This is a genomic window from Pseudomonas sp. RAC1 (genome assembly GCF_030658255.1).
GTDB lineage: Bacteria > Pseudomonadota > Gammaproteobacteria > Pseudomonadales > Pseudomonadaceae > Aquipseudomonas > Aquipseudomonas boreofloridensis.
The window spans coordinates 39518-55716 of record NZ_JAUTXS020000026.1 but is presented as its reverse complement, the minus strand read 5'-3'; the positions used below and the strand labels follow the sequence as shown (position 1 = coordinate 55716).

At 64.9% G+C, this 16199-nt stretch carries 15 protein-coding genes; 4 read left to right on the top strand and 11 right to left on the bottom strand.

What is annotated here, in order from left to right:
* Positions 1-181 precede the first annotated feature (181 nt).
* Both Q7C30_RS07865 and osmE read right to left on the bottom strand, forming a co-directional pair.
* A complete protein-coding gene (locus Q7C30_RS07865; protein ID WP_029613665.1) occupies positions 182-712 on the bottom strand; it encodes a ferritin-like domain-containing protein in 531 nt (176 codons plus the stop codon).
* Between the two features lie 48 nt (positions 713-760).
* Entirely contained in the window at positions 761-1108 is a 348-nt protein-coding gene (osmE, locus tag Q7C30_RS07860; RefSeq protein ID WP_116887474.1) for an osmotically-inducible lipoprotein OsmE, read from the bottom strand.
* A gap of 191 nt (positions 1109-1299) precedes the next feature.
* Between osmE and Q7C30_RS07855 the strand changes: the two genes are divergently transcribed.
* Together Q7C30_RS07855 and Q7C30_RS07850 are read left to right on the top strand one after the other, a co-directional pair.
* A complete protein-coding gene (locus tag Q7C30_RS07855; protein WP_317871184.1) occupies positions 1300-1581 on the top strand; it encodes a PsiF family protein in 282 nt (93 codons plus the stop codon).
* Between the two features lie 70 nt (positions 1582-1651).
* The gene (locus Q7C30_RS07850) at positions 1652-2659 is read left to right on the top strand and encodes a hypothetical protein (protein WP_317871183.1); all 1008 of its coding nucleotides are present in this window, start codon (positions 1652-1654) and stop codon (positions 2657-2659) included.
* A gap of 51 nt (positions 2660-2710) precedes the next feature.
* Here the strand turns inward: Q7C30_RS07850 and Q7C30_RS07845 are convergent, their stop codons facing one another.
* A complete protein-coding gene (locus Q7C30_RS07845) occupies positions 2711-3982 on the bottom strand; it encodes an Hsp70 family protein (RefSeq protein ID WP_317871182.1) in 1272 nt (423 codons plus the stop codon).
* Positions 3983-4145: 163 nt separating this feature from the next.
* Here Q7C30_RS07845 and cbpA point away from each other — a divergent pair, with 163 nt between their 5' ends.
* Entirely contained in the window at positions 4146-5108 is a 963-nt protein-coding gene (gene cbpA, locus Q7C30_RS07840; RefSeq protein ID WP_029613669.1) for a curved DNA-binding protein, read from the top strand.
* Between the two features lie 2 nt (positions 5109-5110).
* A complete protein-coding gene (locus Q7C30_RS07835) occupies positions 5111-5416 on the top strand; it encodes a chaperone modulator CbpM (protein WP_039582903.1) in 306 nt (101 codons plus the stop codon).
* A 24-nt stretch (positions 5417-5440) separates the two neighbouring features.
* On the opposite strand, the gene Q7C30_RS07830 is transcribed toward Q7C30_RS07835, so the two are convergent.
* The 8 genes from Q7C30_RS07830 to Q7C30_RS07795 all read right to left on the bottom strand — a co-directional run bounded on the left by Q7C30_RS07830 (position 5441) and on the right by Q7C30_RS07795 (position 16112).
* Entirely contained in the window at positions 5441-5956 is a 516-nt protein-coding gene (locus Q7C30_RS07830) for a GNAT family N-acetyltransferase (RefSeq protein ID WP_317871181.1), read from the bottom strand.
* 30 nt (positions 5957-5986) lie between these two features.
* The gene (gene urtE, locus Q7C30_RS07825; RefSeq protein WP_039582907.1) at positions 5987-6685 is read right to left on the bottom strand and encodes an urea ABC transporter ATP-binding subunit UrtE; all 699 of its coding nucleotides are present in this window, start codon (positions 6683-6685) and stop codon (positions 5987-5989) included.
* Between the two features lie 129 nt (positions 6686-6814).
* Positions 6815-7672 (bottom strand): urea ABC transporter ATP-binding protein UrtD, encoded by an 858-nt coding sequence (urtD, locus tag Q7C30_RS07820; RefSeq protein WP_317871180.1) that lies wholly within the window; start codon positions 7670-7672, stop codon positions 6815-6817.
* Entirely contained in the window at positions 7669-8748 is a 1080-nt protein-coding gene (urtC, locus tag Q7C30_RS07815; protein WP_317871179.1) for an urea ABC transporter permease subunit UrtC, read from the bottom strand. The genes urtD and urtC overlap by 4 nt, the downstream gene beginning before the upstream one ends.
* Positions 8748-10235 carry an urea ABC transporter permease subunit UrtB gene (gene urtB / locus Q7C30_RS07810; RefSeq protein WP_317871178.1) on the bottom strand — a complete coding sequence of 496 codons (1488 nt, stop codon included), beginning with the start codon at positions 10233-10235 and terminating at the stop codon, positions 8748-8750. Before urtB ends, urtC begins: the two co-directional genes overlap by 1 nt.
* Positions 10236-10380: 145 nt before the next feature.
* Positions 10381-11646 (bottom strand): urea ABC transporter substrate-binding protein, encoded by a 1266-nt coding sequence (gene urtA / locus Q7C30_RS07805; RefSeq protein WP_295481553.1) that lies wholly within the window; start codon positions 11644-11646, stop codon positions 10381-10383.
* Between the two features lie 201 nt (positions 11647-11847).
* Complete coding sequence (cycA, locus tag Q7C30_RS07800) at positions 11848-13254, bottom strand: D-serine/D-alanine/glycine transporter (RefSeq protein ID WP_029613672.1); 1407 nt, start codon at positions 13252-13254, stop codon at positions 11848-11850.
* Between the two features lie 119 nt (positions 13255-13373).
* Positions 13374-16112, bottom strand: a complete 2739-nt coding sequence (locus Q7C30_RS07795) for a polysaccharide lyase family 8 super-sandwich domain-containing protein (protein WP_317871177.1) — start codon at positions 16110-16112, stop codon at positions 13374-13376.
* Positions 16113-16199 lie beyond the last annotated feature (87 nt).

Below are 16199 nucleotides of genomic sequence, written 5' to 3'. Positions count from 1 at the left end.
CTTGCAAACGATGCATTCTTTATCGGCGCTTTGGTGAAGGGGTGGGGCGAGGTCTCCCACGGTCTGTACTGTTTGTGGACAGTCAGATTCGGCCTTTTCGTCCCACCACCCCTTCGAGTATCACCATACAAGCGGCCTTGTGCCGCGAAAGGGCCGCAAAGCGGCCCCGACGATACCTGACTTACAGGCCTTCGAGCAGGTCCGACATGTCGTCGGCGTGCTCTTCTTCCTGGGCCAGGATGTCTTCGAAGATGCGGCGAGTGGTTGGGTCTTTGTCGCCGATGTACTGGATGATCTCGCGGTAGCTGTCGATGGCGATGCGCTCGGCCACCAAGTCTTCGAGGACCATTTCCTTCAGGTTGGAACCGGCCACGTACTGGGCGTGGGAGTTCTTGCTCAGGTTGTCCGGGTTGAAGTCCGGCTCACCGCCGAGCTGCACGATACGCTCGGCCAGCTTGTCGGCGTGCTCGGATTCCTGGTTGGCGTGCTCGAGGAATTCCTCGGCGGCGACGCTGGCCTTGATGCCGCTGGCCATGAAGTAGTGGCGCTTGTAGCGCAGGGTGCAGACCAGCTCGGTGGCCAGCGACTCGTTGAGCAGGCGGATGATCTCTTCACGGTCGGCCTTGTAGCCTTCGGTGATGGCGCCGTTCTCGACGTGCTCACGGGCACGATGGCGCAGGGTTTCGATATCGGTCAGTACAGAGTTGCTCATGGGATTCTCCAGTCGAATCAGCTTTTCAGGTCAGAGTCTCGAGAGGTTTTACGCGCCAGGCACGGCCTTGCGGTCCTCTTCTCGTTGCTTGCAGGTCTTGAAACCTTTGGCGTCGACATGCCCGCTGGCGTCGAAGCGCACGTAGTAAGGCTGCTGCTTGCCATCCTTGTTGAGGATGTAGTCGTTGCAGATGCCCCCGTTGGGCAGGTCGCTCATGTTCGACGGGCTGCCGCCGATGGCGATGACCTTCTGCGTGGTCATGCCGTTCTCGACCTGCTTGACCAGCGGCTCGTTGCGGAAGGTGACGTAGTCGACCGGATTTTCCGGGCGGCTGTTGCTGCTGCAGGCGGCGAGGGCTGCGCTGGCGATCAGGACGGCCAGGGTCGCTTTGCTCATGATTACGCTCCTTGCAAAAGGTCCGTTACGGGTGGCTGTTAAGCTTGGAACCGCACGGCGCGTCAGGAGTTCGATTCATCAAGCGAACCGGCAAAAGCCCGGGATACGGAGGCTGGCCGAGGATGTAAAAATTCTTGTCTACACTCAGCGGGACGAGCGCGCATCCAGCGCGCAGACAAGGAGACCACTCCATGAAGCTGCTGCACGTATCATTGCTGGTGTTGGGCATGTCGATCGCTGGGCAGGGATTCGCCGCCACGGCGCAACAGGAAAAGATGAAGACCTGCAACGCCGAAGCCACGGGCCAGTCGCTCAAGGGCGATGCGCGCAAGGCGTTCATGAGCACCTGCCTGAAGAAGTCGCGCCCCACCCAGCAGGAGAAAATGAAGACCTGCAACGCTGACGCCAGCGGCCAGTCGCTCAAGGGCGACGCACGAAAAGCGTTCATGAGCGACTGTCTGAAGAAGAAGTGACCGGTGCCTATGCCTGTCGCCTGAAGGCTGGCAGACTGCGGATCTTCCCGCTGTCTGCCGCCGAGGCTGTATGACCTTCACTCCCCGCCAGATCACCCTGGCCAGTTGCATCATCGTGGTTGCCGGCCTGCTCCTGGCGTTGCCCCTGAAGTTGTTGCCCAGCCTGCTGGCCGGCCTGCTGGTGTTCGAACTGGTGAACATGCTCACCCCGCGCCTGCAACCGCTGATCGCCGGCCAGCGCGCCCGTTGGCTGGCGGTGGCGCTGTTGGGCACCTTGGTGGTCACCAGCCTGGCGTTGCTGATCGCCGGCGCCTTCAGCTTCCTGCTGCACGAGGCCGAGAACCCCGGCGCTTCGCTGGACAAGTTCATGGGCCTGGTGGAGCGCGCGCGAGGTCAGCTGCCGCCGTTCATCGAGGGTTATCTGCCCGCCAGCGCCGCCGAGTTCAAGGTGGCCATCGGCGACTGGATACGCAGTCACCTGAGCGATCTGCAACTGGTGGGCAAGGGCATGGCACACATGTTCGTGACCCTGCTGATCGGCATGATTCTCGGCGCCATCATCGCCTTGCAGCGTATCCCCGACCTGTCCCGGCGCAAGCCGCTGGCGGCCGCGCTGTTCGAGCGGCTGAGCCTGCTGGCGCAGGCGTTTCGCAACATCGTCTTCGCGCAGATCAAGATTTCCCTGCTCAACACCACCTTCACCGGCATCTTCCTGGCCGTGGTGCTGCCGCTGTTCGGCGTGCACCTGCCGTTGACCAAGACCCTGATCGTGCTGACCTTCCTGCTGGGTCTGCTGCCGGTGATCGGCAACCTGATCTCCAACACGCTGATCACCATCGTCGGGCTGTCGCTGTCGATCTGGGTGGCGGCTGCCGCGCTGGGATACCTGATCGTGATCCACAAGGTCGAGTATTTCCTCAACGCGCGTATCGTCGGCGGGCAGATCCGCGCCAAGTCCTGGGAACTGCTGCTGGCGATGCTGGTGTTCGAGGCGGCGTTCGGGTTGCCGGGGGTGGTGGCGGGGCCGATCTACTACGCCTACCTGAAGAGTGAGTTGCGGCGTATGGAACTGGTCTGAAGGCCATCGGGGCTCTAGCGCAGGTTGCCCGCGCTAGAGCCCCGCGCGATCTCAGACCGCCCCGTAGCGCTTGCGCGCTTCGATCGCCAGCCCGCTGCCGATGCTGCCGAAGATGTTCCCTTCCACGTGCCGGGCGTTGGGCAGCATCGCCGCGACGCTATTGCGCAGCGCCGGGATGCCGCTGGAGCCGCCGGTAAAGAACACCGTGTCGACCTGCGCCGCCGTTACCCCGGCCTTGACCAGCAGCTCGTCGACACTGCCGCGTACCCGTTGCAGCAAACCGTCGATGGCGTCTTCGAACAAGGCCCGGCTCAACTGCGCCACCAACCCCGACTCGACCCGGCCCAGGTCGATGCTGCGGCTGTCGCGGTCGGTCAGCTCGATCTTGCTGGCCTCCACTTCCATCGCCAGCCAGTGCCCGGCGCGCTGTTCGATCAAGTTGAACAGCCGGTCGATGCCCAGGGTGTCCTCGATGTCATAGCGCATGTTGCCCAGGGCCAGTTGCGATTTCTGGCCATACAAGGCGTTGATGGTGTGCCAGGTGGCCAGGTTCAGGTGATAACTGGTGGGCATCAGCGCGCCGCTTTTCATTCGGCTGCCATAGCCGAACAGCGGCATCACGCCTTGCAGGCTGAGCTGCTTGTCGAAGTCGGTACCGCCGATGTGTACGCCGCCGGTGGCGAGGATGTCGTCCTGGCGCGCGTCCAGCCGATGACGCTCGGGTGACAGGCGGATCAGGGTGAAGTCCGAGGTACCGCCGCCGATATCGACGATCAGCACCAGCTCTTCAGCGGCGATGCCCGACTCGTAGTCGAAGGCGGCGGCGATGGGTTCGTACTGGAACGACACGTCCTTGAAGCCGATCTTGCGCGCCACCTCGGCCAGGGTATCCTCGGCCTCCTGGTCGGCGGCCGGATCGTCGTCGACGAAGAACACCGGGCGGCCCAGCACCACCTGCTCGAAACTGCGCCCGGCACTGGCTTCGGCGCGTTTTTTCAGTTCGCCGATGAACAGTCCCAGCAGGTCCTTGAACGGCAACGCGCTGCCCAGCACGCTGGTGTCGTGCTTGATCAGCTTGGAGCCCAGCAGGCTCTTGAGCGAGCGCATCAAGCGGCCTTCGTAGCCTTCGAGGTACTCGTGCAGGGCCAGGCGGCCGTACACCGGGCGACGCTCCTCGATGTTGAAGAACACCACCGACGGCAAGGTGATCTTGCCCTCTTCCAGGGCGATCAGCGATTCGACGCCCGGGCGGTGCCAACCCACGGTGGAGTTGGAGGTGCCGAAGTCGATGCCGAGGGCGCGGGCCGGGGATACGTCAGACATGGGGGAAAGCTTCCGGAGGCAAAACGGCCGCGCAGTTTATGCCAGTGGCCGACAGAATCAAGACCGATCGTCTGTCATGGCGCAACGCCAAACGGCCCTTGAAAGGCTATGCTTCACCCCTATCTTCACAAGCAGCACGATATTTCCTACTGGTGATCCTTAGATGGACTTCAAAGACTATTACAAGGTACTCGGCGTTGACCCCAGCGCGGACGAGAAGGCGATCAAGGCGGCCTACCGCAAGCTGGCGCGCAAGTATCACCCTGACGTCAGCAAAGAGCGCGACGCCGAGGACAAATTCAAGGAGGCCAACGAGGCCTACGAAGTATTGGGCGACGCCACCAAGCGCGCCGAATACGACGAGATCCGCAAGTACGGTGGCCAGCACGGCCGGCCGTTCCAGGCACCGCCGGGCTGGGAAAGCCGTGGCGGTGGTGGCGGTGGTTTCGAGGGCGGCGATTTCTCCGACTTCTTCAGCTCGATCTTCGGTGCCCGTGGCGGCAATCCCTTTGGCGGCGCGCGCGGCCAGCAACAGCAGCGCAGTGCCGGCAGGCGAGGGCAGGACGTGGAACTGGAACTGGCGGTGTTTCTCGAAGAGACCTTGAGCAAGGAATCCAAGCAGATCAGCTTCCAGGTGCCGCAGACCAATGCCGCCGGGCAACGCACCGGCTTCACCACCAAGACCCTGAACGTGAAGATCCCGGCCGGGGTCACCGACGGCGAGCGCATCCGCCTCAAGGGCCAGGGCGCACCGGGCGCGGGCGGCGGCGCCAACGGCGACTTGTTCCTGACCATCCGCATGGCGCCGCATCCGCTGTTCGACGTCGAGGGCCACGACCTGATCATCACCGTGCCGCTGGCACCGTGGGAAGCCGCCCTGGGCACCAAGGTGGCGGTGCCGACGCTCACCGGCAAGATCAACCTGACCATCCGCCCCGATAGCCAGAGCGGCCAGCGCCTGCGGGTCAAGGGCATGGGCCTGGCCACCAAGCAGGGCGAGCGCGGCGACCTCTACGCCCAGCTCAAGGTGGTCATGCCCAGCACCTCCGATGCGACCACCCGCGAACTGTGGACCAAGCTCTCCGAGCAGGCCGCGTTCAACCCGAGGACACAATGGAGTAAGTGATCATGAGCAGCACCCTGATCGTTCAACTGGACATGCGAACCCTCTGCCAGGAAGCCAACCTCACGGCCGACTGCGTGATCGAGATCGTCGAGCACGGCATCGTTGAACCCTCAGGGCGAACGCCTGACGACTGGGTGTTCGACGACCACGCGCCGGTCACCGTCAAGCGCGCGGTGAAGCTGCACCAGGAGCTGGAGCTGGAATGGGAAGGGGTGGCGCTGGCGCTGGAACTGCTGGAGGAAGTGCAGCAGTTGCGCAGCGAGAACAGCATGTTGCGCCAGCGTCTGGGGCGGTTCACCCAGATGTGATCCTGCCGGTGCTCAACGTCAGCTTCAGCGGGGCTCGGCACCTGGGTTGAGCAGCAGTTGCATGAAGGTCAGATCCAACCACCGGCCGAACTTCACCCCCACCTGCGGCATCTGCCCGGTCACGGCGAAGCCCAGGCGCTCATGCAGGCGGATCGAGGCGGCATTGCCGCTTTCGATGGCCGCCACCATGACGTGCTTGCCGCCGCGGCGGGCACGTTCGATCAGCGCCTGCATCAGCAGCGGTCCCAGGCCTTTGCCACGCTGGTCGCCGCGCACGTACACCGAGTGCTCCACCGTGTGGCGGAAACCTTCGAAGGGGCGCCAGTCGCCGAACGAGGCGTAGCCGAGCACGCCGCTGTCGTCGGTCGCCACCAGAATCGGGTAGCCCTGCTCGGCCCGGGCGGCGAACCAGGCCTGACGGTTGGCCAGGCCCACCGGGGTTTCATTCCAGATCGCCGTGGTGTTGCACACGGCGTCGTTGTAGATGTCGAGGATGCCGGCCAGGTCGTCGGGGCGGGCATCGCGGATGCAGTGGCTCATGGCAGTGTCTCGCGAAGTCGAGGCCGCAGATTAAATGGTTACCAGCCCGCGCACACCCTCGGCCTGCATGTTTTCGCCACGGCCGCGCTGCACGATCTCGCCACGGGCCATCACCAGGTACTGGTCGGCCAACGCCTCGGCGAAGTCGTAGAACTGTTCCACCAGCAGGATCGCCATGTCGCCGCGCTGCGCCAGGCGGCGGATCACCGCGCCGATTTCCTTGATCACCGAGGGCTGGATGCCTTCGGTGGGCTCGTCGAGAATCAGCAGGCGCGGGCGGCTGGCCAGGGCACGGCCGATCGCCAGTTGCTGCTGCTGGCCGCCGGACAGATCGCCACCTCGGCGCTGCTTCATCTGTTCGAGCACCGGGAACAGTTCATAGATGAACGCCGGCACCTGCCGCGCCTCGCGGGCGCTGAAACGCGACAGGCCCATCAGCAGATTCTCCTCCACCGTCAGGCGCGGGAAGATTTCCCGGCCTTGGGGCACGTAGGCGATGCCCGCGTGCACCCGCTGCTGGGGCTTGAGCGCGGTGATCGGCTTGCCTTCCCATTCGATGCGGCCCTCGCGGGCGGGCACCAGGCCCATCAGGCAGCGCAGCAGGGTGGTCTTGCCCACGCCGTTGCGGCCCAGCAGGCAGGTCACTTCGCCGACTTTGGCCTCGAACGACAGGCCTCGCAGGATGTGGCTGCCGCCGTAGTATTGGTGCAGTGCGTCGATTTTCAGCATGTTCTGCCATCCGATAATTCAGGTCGTGGGCGCGGGCTCGCCCCGCGCTAGCGCCAGACCTGCAAATGATGTTGGCCGGGCAGGTCTAGACGCGGGGCATGCCCGCTCCCACGCCGATTCAGCCTCTCCCTAGCGACCGAGGTACACCTCGACCACCCGCTCATCCGCCTGCACCTGCTCCAGCGATCCTTGCGCCAGTACGCTGCCGTGGTGCAGCACGGTGACATGATCGGCGATGCTGCCGACGAAGCCCATGTCGTGCTCCACCACCATCAGCGAGTGCTTGCCCGCCAGCCCCTTGAACAGCTCGGCGGTGAACTCGGTCTCGGCGTCGGTCATGCCCGCCACCGGCTCGTCGAGCAGCAGCAACTGTGGCTCCTGCACCAGCAGCATGGCGATCTCCAGGAACTGCTTCTGGCCGTGCGACAACAGCCCGGCCTGGCGCGAGGCCTGGCTGTGCAGGCGCACGGTGCTCAGCACCTGGTCGATACGCGCGCGCTGCGCGTCGGTCAGCCGCGCGGTCAGGCTGGCCCACACCGATTTGTCGGTCTTGAGCGCCAGCTCGAGGTTCTCGAACACCGTCAGCGCCTCGAACACCGTCGGCTTCTGGAATTTGCGACCAATGCCGGCCTGGGCGATCTGGTATTCGCTCAGGCGGGTCAGGTCGAGGGTGTCGCCGAAGAAGGCGCTGCCGCTGTCCGGCCGGGTCTTGCCGGTGATCACGTCCATCAGCGTGGTCTTGCCGGCGCCGTTCGGGCCGATGATGCAGCGCAGTTCACCGACGCCGATGTACAGGGTCAAGGCGTTGAGCGCCTTGAAACCGTCGAAGCTGACGCTGATGTCCTCCAGGCTCAACACGGTGCCGTGGCGGGTGTCGAGTCCGGCCTTGCGGGGCTGGCCCAGGCCGATGGCATCGCGACCGTTGCCGAGCTGATCGAACACCGGTTCGAGCATGAACTCCGGGTGTACCGCAGGCAGGCCTCTCATGGCTGGCTCCTTTTCTTCAGCAGCCCGACCACGCCCTTGGGCAGGTACAGGGTGACCAGAATGAACAGTGCGCCGAGGAAGAACAGCCAGAACTCCGGAAAGGCCACGGTGAACCAGCTTTTCATCCCGTTGACCAGACCCGCGCCGAGCAGTGGGCCGATCAGCGTGCCGCGTCCGCCCAAGGCCACCCACACCGCGGCCTCGATGGAGTTGGTCGGCGACATCTCGCTGGGATTGATGATGCCCACCTGCGGCACGTACAGGGCACCGGCCAGGCCACACAGCACGGCGCTGAGCACCCACACCAGCAGCTTGAAGCCGCGCGGGTCGTAGCCGCAGAACATCAGGCGGTTCTCGGCGTCGCGCAGGGCGGTGAGCAGGCGGCCGAACTTGCTGCGGGTCAGCCGCCAGCACAGGTACAGGCTGCTTAGCAGCAAGGCCACGGTCAGCAGGAACAACACCGCCCGCGTGCCGGGCGCGGCCACGTCGAAGCCGACGATGGTGCGGAAGTTGGTAAAGCCGTTGTTGCCGCCAAAGCCGGTCTCGTTGCGGAAGAACAACAGCATGCCGGCGAAGGTCAGGGCCTGGGTCATGATCGAGAAGTACACGCCCTTGATCCGCGAGCGGAACGCGAACCAGCCGAACACCAGGGCCAGCAGCCCCGGCGCCAGCACCACCAGGCACAGCGCCCAGGCGAAATGCTGGGTGCCGGCCCAGTACCACGGCAGCTCGCTCCACGACAGGAAGGTCATGAAGCCAGGCAGGCCGTCGCCGGCGGCCTGGCGCATCAGGTACATGCCCATGGCGTAGCCGCCCAGGGCGAAGAACAGGCCGTGGCCCAACGACAGCAACCCGGCGTAGCCCCAGACCAGGTCCAGGGCCAGGGCGACGATGGCGTAACAGAGGATCTTGCCGACCAGCGTCAGGGTGTAGGCCGAGACCTGCAGGGGGTGCCCCTCGGGCAACAGCGACAACAGCGGCAGGGCGATCAGCACCAGGGTCAGCAGGGCGCCGAGGGCCAACGACAGCCGGGGCCCGGTCTTGTGCGCGGCGGTGACAAGCAGTGGCTGGTTCATCAGTCGATTACCCGTCCCTTGAGGGCGAACAGACCTTGCGGGCGCTTCTGGATGAACAGAATGATCAGCGCAAGGATGAGGATCTTGCCGAGCACCGCACCGATCTGCGGTTCCAGCAGCTTGTTGGCGATGCCCAGACCGAAGGCCGCCCAGAGGCTGCCGGCCAGTTGCCCGACGCCACCGAGCACCACCACCAGGAAGGAGTCGATGATGTAGCTCTGGCCCAGGTCCGGGCCGACGTTGCCGACCTGGCTCAGGGCCACGCCACCGAGGCCGGCGATGCCCGAACCGAGGCCGAAGGCGAGCATGTCCACGCGGCCGGTGGACACCCCGCAGCACGCCGCCATGTTGCGGTTCTGAGTGACGGCACGCACGTTCAGCCCCAGCCGCGTGCGGTTGAGCAGCAGCCAGGTGAGCAGCACCACGGCCAGGGCGAAGCCGATGATCACCAGGCGGTTGTACGGCAGCACCAGGTTCGGCAGCACCTGCACGCCGCCGGACAGCCAGGCCGGATTGCTCACTTCGACGTTCTGCGCGCCGAACAGCAGGCGTACCGCCTGGATCAGGATCAGGCTGATGCCCCAGGTGGCCAGCAGGGTTTCCAGGGGGCGGCCATAGAGGTGGCGGATGACCGTGCGCTCCAGCGCCATGCCGACCCCGGCGCTGATGGCAAAGGCCACCGGCAGGGCGATCAGCGGATAGAACTCCAGGGCGCCGGGGGCGTAGCGCTGCACCAGCACCTGAACCATGTAGGTGCTGTAGGCGCCGAGCATGAGCATTTCGCCGTGGGCCATGTTGATCACCCCGAGCAGGCCGAAGGTGATGGCCAGGCCCAGCGCCGCCAGCAGCAGGATCGAGCCCAGCGACAGGCCGCTGAAGGCCTGACCGAGCAGTTCGCCGATCAACAGCTTGCGTTGCACCTGGGCCAGGCTGGTCTCGGCGGCGGTACGCACGCCCGAATCGCTTTCCGCACCGGGTTGCAGCAGTGCTTCGAGGCGGGTGCGGGCCAGCGGGTCGCCCGTCTCGCCAAGCAGGCGCACGGCGGCCAGACGTACCTGCGGTTCGCTGGCGCCCAGTTGCAGGTTGGCCAAGGCCAGGCCCAGCGCGGCGTGCACCGCCGGGTCGGACTCCTGGGCGAAAGCGCGGTCGAGCGTTGCCATCTGCGCCGGTTGCGCGCTTTTCTGCAACTGCTGGGCCGCGCCCAGGCGCACACGGCTGTCGCCTGCGGACAATTGGTGGCTGGCCAGGGCGTTGTCGATCAGGCCGCGCAAGCGGTTGTTCAGGCGCACCTTGCGCGTGTCATCGGCGGCGATGCGGCCTTCGCGCAGGTTCTCCAGCAGCGCCAGGCGCGCAGGGTCCGGTTGCGCGGCCCAGCGTTCGAGCAAATTGGCCTGCTCGGCAGGCTTGGCCGCGAGGAAGAATTCGCCCTCGCTGGCCTCGGCTGCCAGCGGCAGGAGCAGTAACAGCGTCAGCAGCAGTCTGAGCATGTGGGCAGTCCTGGAAATCGGAGGTGGATTCATCGCGGGGCAAGCCCGCTCCCACAGGGGCTGTGTAACCCCATGTTGATGGGGGCACGCGGCTGTTGTGGGGGCGGGCTCGTCGCGCGATTGGGCCGCCGCGCGGCCCCTGCACTCAGTTGCCTTTCACCGCATAGTCAGGCCGCTTGTCGTTGCCCGGAATGAACGGGCTCCAAGGCTGCGCGCGCAGTGGCTGTTCGGTCTCCCAGACCACGCTGAACTGCCCGTCGTCCTGGATCTCGCCGATCATCACCGGCTTGTGCAGGTGGTGGTTGGTCTTGTCCATGGTCAGGGTGAAGCCCGATGGCGCCTGGAAGGTCTGCCCGGCCAGCGCTTCGCGCACCTTGTCCACATCGGTGGACTTGGCTTTTTCCGCTGCCTGCGCCCACATGTGGATGCCCACGTAGGTGGCTTCCATCGGGTCGTTGGTCACCGCCTTGTCGGCGCCGGGCAGGCCTTTGGCCTTGGCATAGGCCTTCCAGTCAGCCACGAACTTCTGGTTGACCGGGTTATCCACCGACTCGAAGTAGTTCCAGGCCGCCAGGTGACCGACCAGCGGCTTGGTGTCGATGCCGCGTAGCTCTTCTTCACCCACCGAGAACGCCACCACCGGTACATCGGTGGCCTTCAGGCCCTGGTTGGCCAGTTCCTTGTAGAAGGGCACGTTGGAGTCGCCATTGACCGTGGAGATCACGGCCGTCTTGCCGCCAGCGGAGAACTTCTTGATGTTGGCGACGATGGTCTGGTAGTCGGCGTGGCCGAACGGGGTGTACACCTCTTCGATGTCCTTGTCGGCCACGCCTTTGCTGTGCAGGAAGGCGCGCAGGATCTTGTTGGTGGTGCGCGGATACACGTAGTCGGTGCCCAGCAGGAAGAAGCGCTTGGCGCTGCCGCCGTCTTCGCTCATCACGTATTCAACCGCTGGGATCGCTTGCTGGTTAGGCGCCGCACCGGTGTAGAAGACGTTTGGCGACATCTCTTCACCCTCGTACTGCACCGGGTAGAACAGCAGCCCGTTGAGTTCCTCGAACACCGGCAGCACGGACTTGCGCGACACCGACGTCCAGCAGCCGAACACCACCGCGACCTTGTCCTGGGTCAGCAACTGGCGGCTCTTCTCGGCGAACAGCGGCCAGTTGGACGCAGGGTCTACCACCACAGGTTCGAGCATCTTGCCGTTGACCCCGCCCTTGGCGTTGATCTCGTCGATGGTCATCAGCGCCATGTCCTTGAGCGACGTCTCGGAGATGGCCATGGTGCCGGACAGCGAATGCAGGATGCCGACCTTGATGGTCTCGGCGGCCTGGAGGCTCCAGCTCAGGCCCATGGCCGCGAGCGATGCGCTGAGGGTAAAGGCCTTGATCAGACTGCGACGCTTCATGTGCTCTCTCCGCTGCGTTGTTGTGGTGTTGGCGCAGGGGAGACTGCAAAGGCTGTGCCGTGGTGCGCAAAGGCACGCGGCAGACGGGCTGTGCTTCGGGGCGGGGCGTAGGCGGGGGCGAGGTTGGTGCTCGCTGGTGAGGGCTGCACCGAGTTGGGGCCGGGGCGGGGTGATCGGGGCCGCACGGCGGCCCCGCGTCAGTCAATCGCGACGCACGGTGCCGCGCGCCTGGCGCTTGCTGCGCACGAACTGGTAAGTCACCGCCAGAATCAGGAACCACAGCGGCGTGACCACCAGCGCCGAGCGGGTATCGGCCTCCAGGCTCAGCAGCACCAGGATGAAGGCGAAGAACGCCAGGCACACGCAGCACATGAAGCGTCCGCCCGGCATCTTGTACTTCGAGGCCTGGTGCAGGGGCTCACGGTGCTTGCGGTAGCTCAGGTACGACAGCAGGATCAGCGTCCAGACGAACATGAAGAGCACCGCCGACACCGTGGTCACCAGGGTGAAGGCTTCGATCACGTTCGGCACCAGGTAGATCAGCACCGCGCCCAGCAGCAGGCAGGTGCAGGAGAAGTACAGGCCGTTGGCCGGGACGGCGCGGCGCGACAGTTTCTCGAACGCCTTCGGCGCGTCACCTTCCTGGGCCAGACCAAAGAGCATGCGGCTGGTGGAGAACACGCCGCTGTTGGCCGAGGACGCCGCCGAGGTCAGCACCACGAAGTTGATGATGCTCGCCGCTGCCGGCAGGCCGGCCAGCACGAACAGCTCGACGAACGGGCTCTTGCCCGGCACCACGTCGCGCCACGGGGTCACGGCCATGATCGCGATCAGTGCCAGCACGTAGAACACGATGATGCGGATTGGGATGGAGTTGATCGCCCGGGGCAAGGTGCGCTCGGGGTTCTTCGCTTCGGCGGCGGTGGTGCCCACCAGCTCGATGCCGACGAAGGCGAACACGGCGATCTGGAAGCCGGCGAAGAAGCCCATGACCCCATGCGGGAACATGCCGGCGTCGTTCCACAGGTTGGCCAGTTGCGCAGTGCGCCCGCTCGGCGAGGTGAAACCGGTGACCACCATGTACAGGCCGGTGGCGACCAGGCCGAGGATGGCGATGATCTTGATCAGGGCGAACCAGAACTCCATCTCGCCGAACAGCTTGACCGTGACCAGGTTCAGCGACAGCAGCACCGCCACGCAGGTCAGTGCCGGTATCCACTGGGGAAGCTCCGGGAACCAGAATTGCGTGTAGGCGGCGATGGCGACCACGTCGGCGATGCCGGTGACCACCCAGCAGAACCAGTAGGTCCAGCCAGTGAAGTAACCGGCCCAGGGGCCGAGCAGGTCGGCGGAAAAGTCGATGAACGATTTGTAGTTCAGGTTCGACAGCAGCAGCTCACCCATGGCGCGCATGACGAAGAACAGCATGAAGCCGATGATCATGTAGACGAAGATGATCGACGGGCCGGCCAGGCTGATGGTCTTGCCCGAGCCCATGAACAGGCCGGTGCCGATGGCGCCGCCGATGGCGATGAGCTGAATGTGGCGGTTGGTCAGGTTGCGTTGCAGATGCTGGTCATCTGTCGGGGAGGGAGAGGTTTGGGTCATAGGCTGCATTCCATTGAGAGGGTCAGTCTTCTTGTGCAAGCCGAGTAGGCTATCACGGGCGCCCCCACGTGGGGGCGCGTCAGATTGACCGAGTCTTTGGGGTACAGCTTCCCAGGTGCTCAGGTGCGCGACTGCAGGCCGCTGGCGGTCAGTGTCAGCGTCAGACTCTTGCCACGCTGCGCTTCATTGGTAGGCAGGTCGACCGTGTGGGTGGTGTGTTTTCCGGCCCAGTTCAGGTGCACGACGATGGACTGGCGCTTTTGCGTGAGGTCGGCCAACGTCAGCCGCAGGGTGCTCGCGTCGCTGTGCTCGGCGATGAACGCCAGCGGCCCGCTGAGCGTCAGTTGCACCTGTTCAAGTTGCACCGGCACCTCGGCACCGGTGAACAGGGTGCCCATCGCGCCTTGCAGGCCGTGCCCGGTGAGGACATGGGCCGCGTTGCCGAGGGTGCATTGGCCGCTGGGTGGGGCTGGCTGATCGGACCGGCTGATGCTGTAGCAGTAGTCGCCCAGACCGGATTTCTCGTGTTCGACCCACAGCGAGAACACCGTCCCACGCACGCGCTTGGCAGACCCGTTCCGGTTGATGTCGCTCCAGGCACCGGTGCGCGCACTGATGTCCACGGTGACGCGTTGGGTGACGTGCAGGAAACGGTAGACGAAGCCGTCGTGGATCACTTCGGCGATGTCCTCGCTGCTCAGACGCCCCTGGTCGAGTGTCTGTTGACGGCCATCGCGCAAGCGCACCTGCACCTTTGCGCGCAGCCAGCTCTGGTTGACGGTGGTGCACACCGGGTGCCGGGTCCTGTTCAGGTTTCCCGCGTTGCCCAGGCAATAGACCTGTTCCCCCACCGCCATCACCGACTTGCGCGCGTCGCTGATGTTACCGCGGGTCAGTTGCATCGAGGCCACGCCTGCAGCGCCGTTGCTGACCACGCCAGTGGCATCATGGCTGCCCCAGGCGCCATAGCCCCAGTCGATCAGCGGGAAGGCGAAGTTCGGCACCTGCTCCACGGTGGTGCCCGGCAATTTCTGCCAGTCCCACAGCGGCTGAATGTTCTTGTATTCCTCGCCGCTCGCCACCGCGAAGTAGCTGCCGCAGCCCAGGTAATACCCTTTGAGATTCTCGCCGTTGCCGCTCTCGGTACCCACGGTACGGGTCGACACCAGCTTGGCGAACAGCGCGAAGCCAGCAGCGAGGTGGCTCATGTAGTCGTTGGTCCAATAGGCGCGGTTGCCTTTGAAGGCGCTGCCATCGAAGGGCTGGCCCAGCGCGCGGGCTTTCATCGTGCGCAGCAACTCCGGATGCTGCGGTGCATCAGCCAGCAGCACGTCACACCACCGGGCCCATGAGCGATGACCTTCCATGCCACGACTGATCGCCCGACCGCACACATGGAAGTCGTAGAAACCGGACTGGGCGAACCAGCCCAGGCCCTGCACCATGAAGCGCTCGATGTTGCGCACGGACTCGCGCTCCAGCGAGAAGACGCCGGTCAGCAGCACCTTGAAGGCGAACAGCGTGTTGAGCAGGACGAAGCCGTAGGTGGCTGCGTACAGTTGCGAATAGAGCGCGCCCTTGGGCGCCGGGTTGTGCTGGCTGAACGAGCGGTCGACGCGTATGCCCTCGCCCTGCTCGGCGCCCGCAAGGCTGACCGGCAGGCACAACCGCGAAACGGTCTGCACCGCCTCGGCCACTTGGCTCAGGTAACTGTCGTCCTGCTTGATCTTCCAGCCAGCAATGGCCCAGTGCAATTGGATGTAGGCGAAGTCGGCCTGGTTGGCGCCTGTGTAGCCCAGGCCCGTGTTGGCGGCGGCCTGCAGATAGTCGACCACCCCGCCCAGGCGGCTGCGCTGGGGGCCATCGGCGAGCAGCACCAACCCGGCAGACGCCGCCCTGGCCAAGCCGATCTGACGATGCCACCAGTTGGTTGTCTGGTAGTTGCTGCTGGCATAGAACACCAGGGCATCGGCGGCGGCCTTCGTGCAGGCCGCATCAGAGCAACTGGCCAACAGCCGAGTCCGCTCCAGATGCAGGTACAGTGGATCGACATCGGCTTGGCGGGCCGAGGTCGGATAACGGATGTCGGCGAAGCGTCCGTTCTTGAAGTCAGCCAGCCATTGGGCGGTTTCTGCCTCATCGGGTTGCAGGCGCATGACCTCGCACAGGCGTTGGTAAACCTGCTCGGCGTCCTGCTGCCAGCTCGAGGAGACCTGCACACTCAACTGGACGCGCAGGTCCGCGCCGCGTGGCAGCCACAAGCGGTTCAGGCTGCCAGGCGGCTGAGGCTCGATGCGCTGAGTGGTCGCGTTGCCCAGGCCGATGCGTACCAGGCTGCCGCGCTCGTCCAACAAAGTGGCGAGTTTCGCCGGCCAGATCGCGGGATCGCTGCTGCTCTTGTCCAGGGGCAGGTCGATGGTTTCGTGCACAGGGCCTTTGGGGCTGCTCACCACCACGCGTACGGACAGGCCAGGGGCGACCGGCAATTGAGTGTCCACCGCGCCGAGGTCCACCCAGTTGCTCAGGCCCGGATGGGTCGAGAACGCCACGCCATTTGAATTGCGCGGTTTCCACAGTCGATTGCGGTAGCTGCTCCACGGGGTATCGAACCCACCAGAGGCGTTTTTTTCGCCCGCTCGCAGGGGGGTATTGGCTTTGTTGATGGCTTCGGCGAAATAGTGAGTCCAACTATGCTGATAGGATTCTTTCTCGTTGGGGACTTTGTAGGGAACGCGCGCCAGCATCTGCCCGGAGTTCGGGTCCAGCAGAAACGCCGTCAGGGTTTCGCCGATTTTTGCATGCCCTGCCGAGCTGAGGCTGGCGTCGCCGGCCTGGACCCAGTCATTGTGATCGCTCATCGTCCCCTCCTGCCTCGGTTATGGCGACACCCAGGTACGGCGTCGTGCTCGGTAGGAGCTTCGCAGCGGCCCCAGCACCCCGACAAC

Coding starts and splice junctions, on each gene's coding strand:
- Q7C30_RS07845 (WP_317871182.1), bottom strand. CDS start 3,982: ATGTCTGACGTATCCCCGGCCCGCGCCCTCGGCATCGACTTCGGCACC.
- urtE (WP_039582907.1), bottom strand. CDS start 6,685: ATGCTGAAAATCGACGCACTGCACCAATACTACGGCGGCAGCCACATC.
- Q7C30_RS07850 (WP_317871183.1), top strand. CDS start 1,652: ATGACCTTCACTCCCCGCCAGATCACCCTGGCCAGTTGCATCATCGTG.
- Q7C30_RS07865 (WP_029613665.1), bottom strand. CDS start 712: ATGAGCAACTCTGTACTGACCGATATCGAAACCCTGCGCCATCGTGCC.
- Q7C30_RS07855 (WP_317871184.1), top strand. CDS start 1,300: ATGAAGCTGCTGCACGTATCATTGCTGGTGTTGGGCATGTCGATCGCT.
- Q7C30_RS07830 (WP_317871181.1), bottom strand. CDS start 5,956: ATGAGCCACTGCATCCGCGATGCCCGCCCCGACGACCTGGCCGGCATC.
- Q7C30_RS07795 (WP_317871177.1), bottom strand. CDS start 16,112: ATGAGCGATCACAATGACTGGGTCCAGGCCGGCGACGCCAGCCTCAGC.
- cycA (WP_029613672.1), bottom strand. CDS start 13,254: ATGACCCAAACCTCTCCCTCCCCGACAGATGACCAGCATCTGCAACGC.
- Q7C30_RS07835 (WP_039582903.1), top strand. CDS start 5,111: ATGAGCAGCACCCTGATCGTTCAACTGGACATGCGAACCCTCTGCCAG.
- urtC (WP_317871179.1), bottom strand. CDS start 8,748: ATGAACCAGCCACTGCTTGTCACCGCCGCGCACAAGACCGGGCCCCGG.
- urtD (WP_317871180.1), bottom strand. CDS start 7,672: ATGAGAGGCCTGCCTGCGGTACACCCGGAGTTCATGCTCGAACCGGTG.
- osmE (WP_116887474.1), bottom strand. CDS start 1,108: ATGAGCAAAGCGACCCTGGCCGTCCTGATCGCCAGCGCAGCCCTCGCC.
- urtA (WP_295481553.1), bottom strand. CDS start 11,646: ATGAAGCGTCGCAGTCTGATCAAGGCCTTTACCCTCAGCGCATCGCTC.
- cbpA (WP_029613669.1), top strand. CDS start 4,146: ATGGACTTCAAAGACTATTACAAGGTACTCGGCGTTGACCCCAGCGCG.
- urtB (WP_317871178.1), bottom strand. CDS start 10,235: ATGCTCAGACTGCTGCTGACGCTGTTACTGCTCCTGCCGCTGGCAGCC.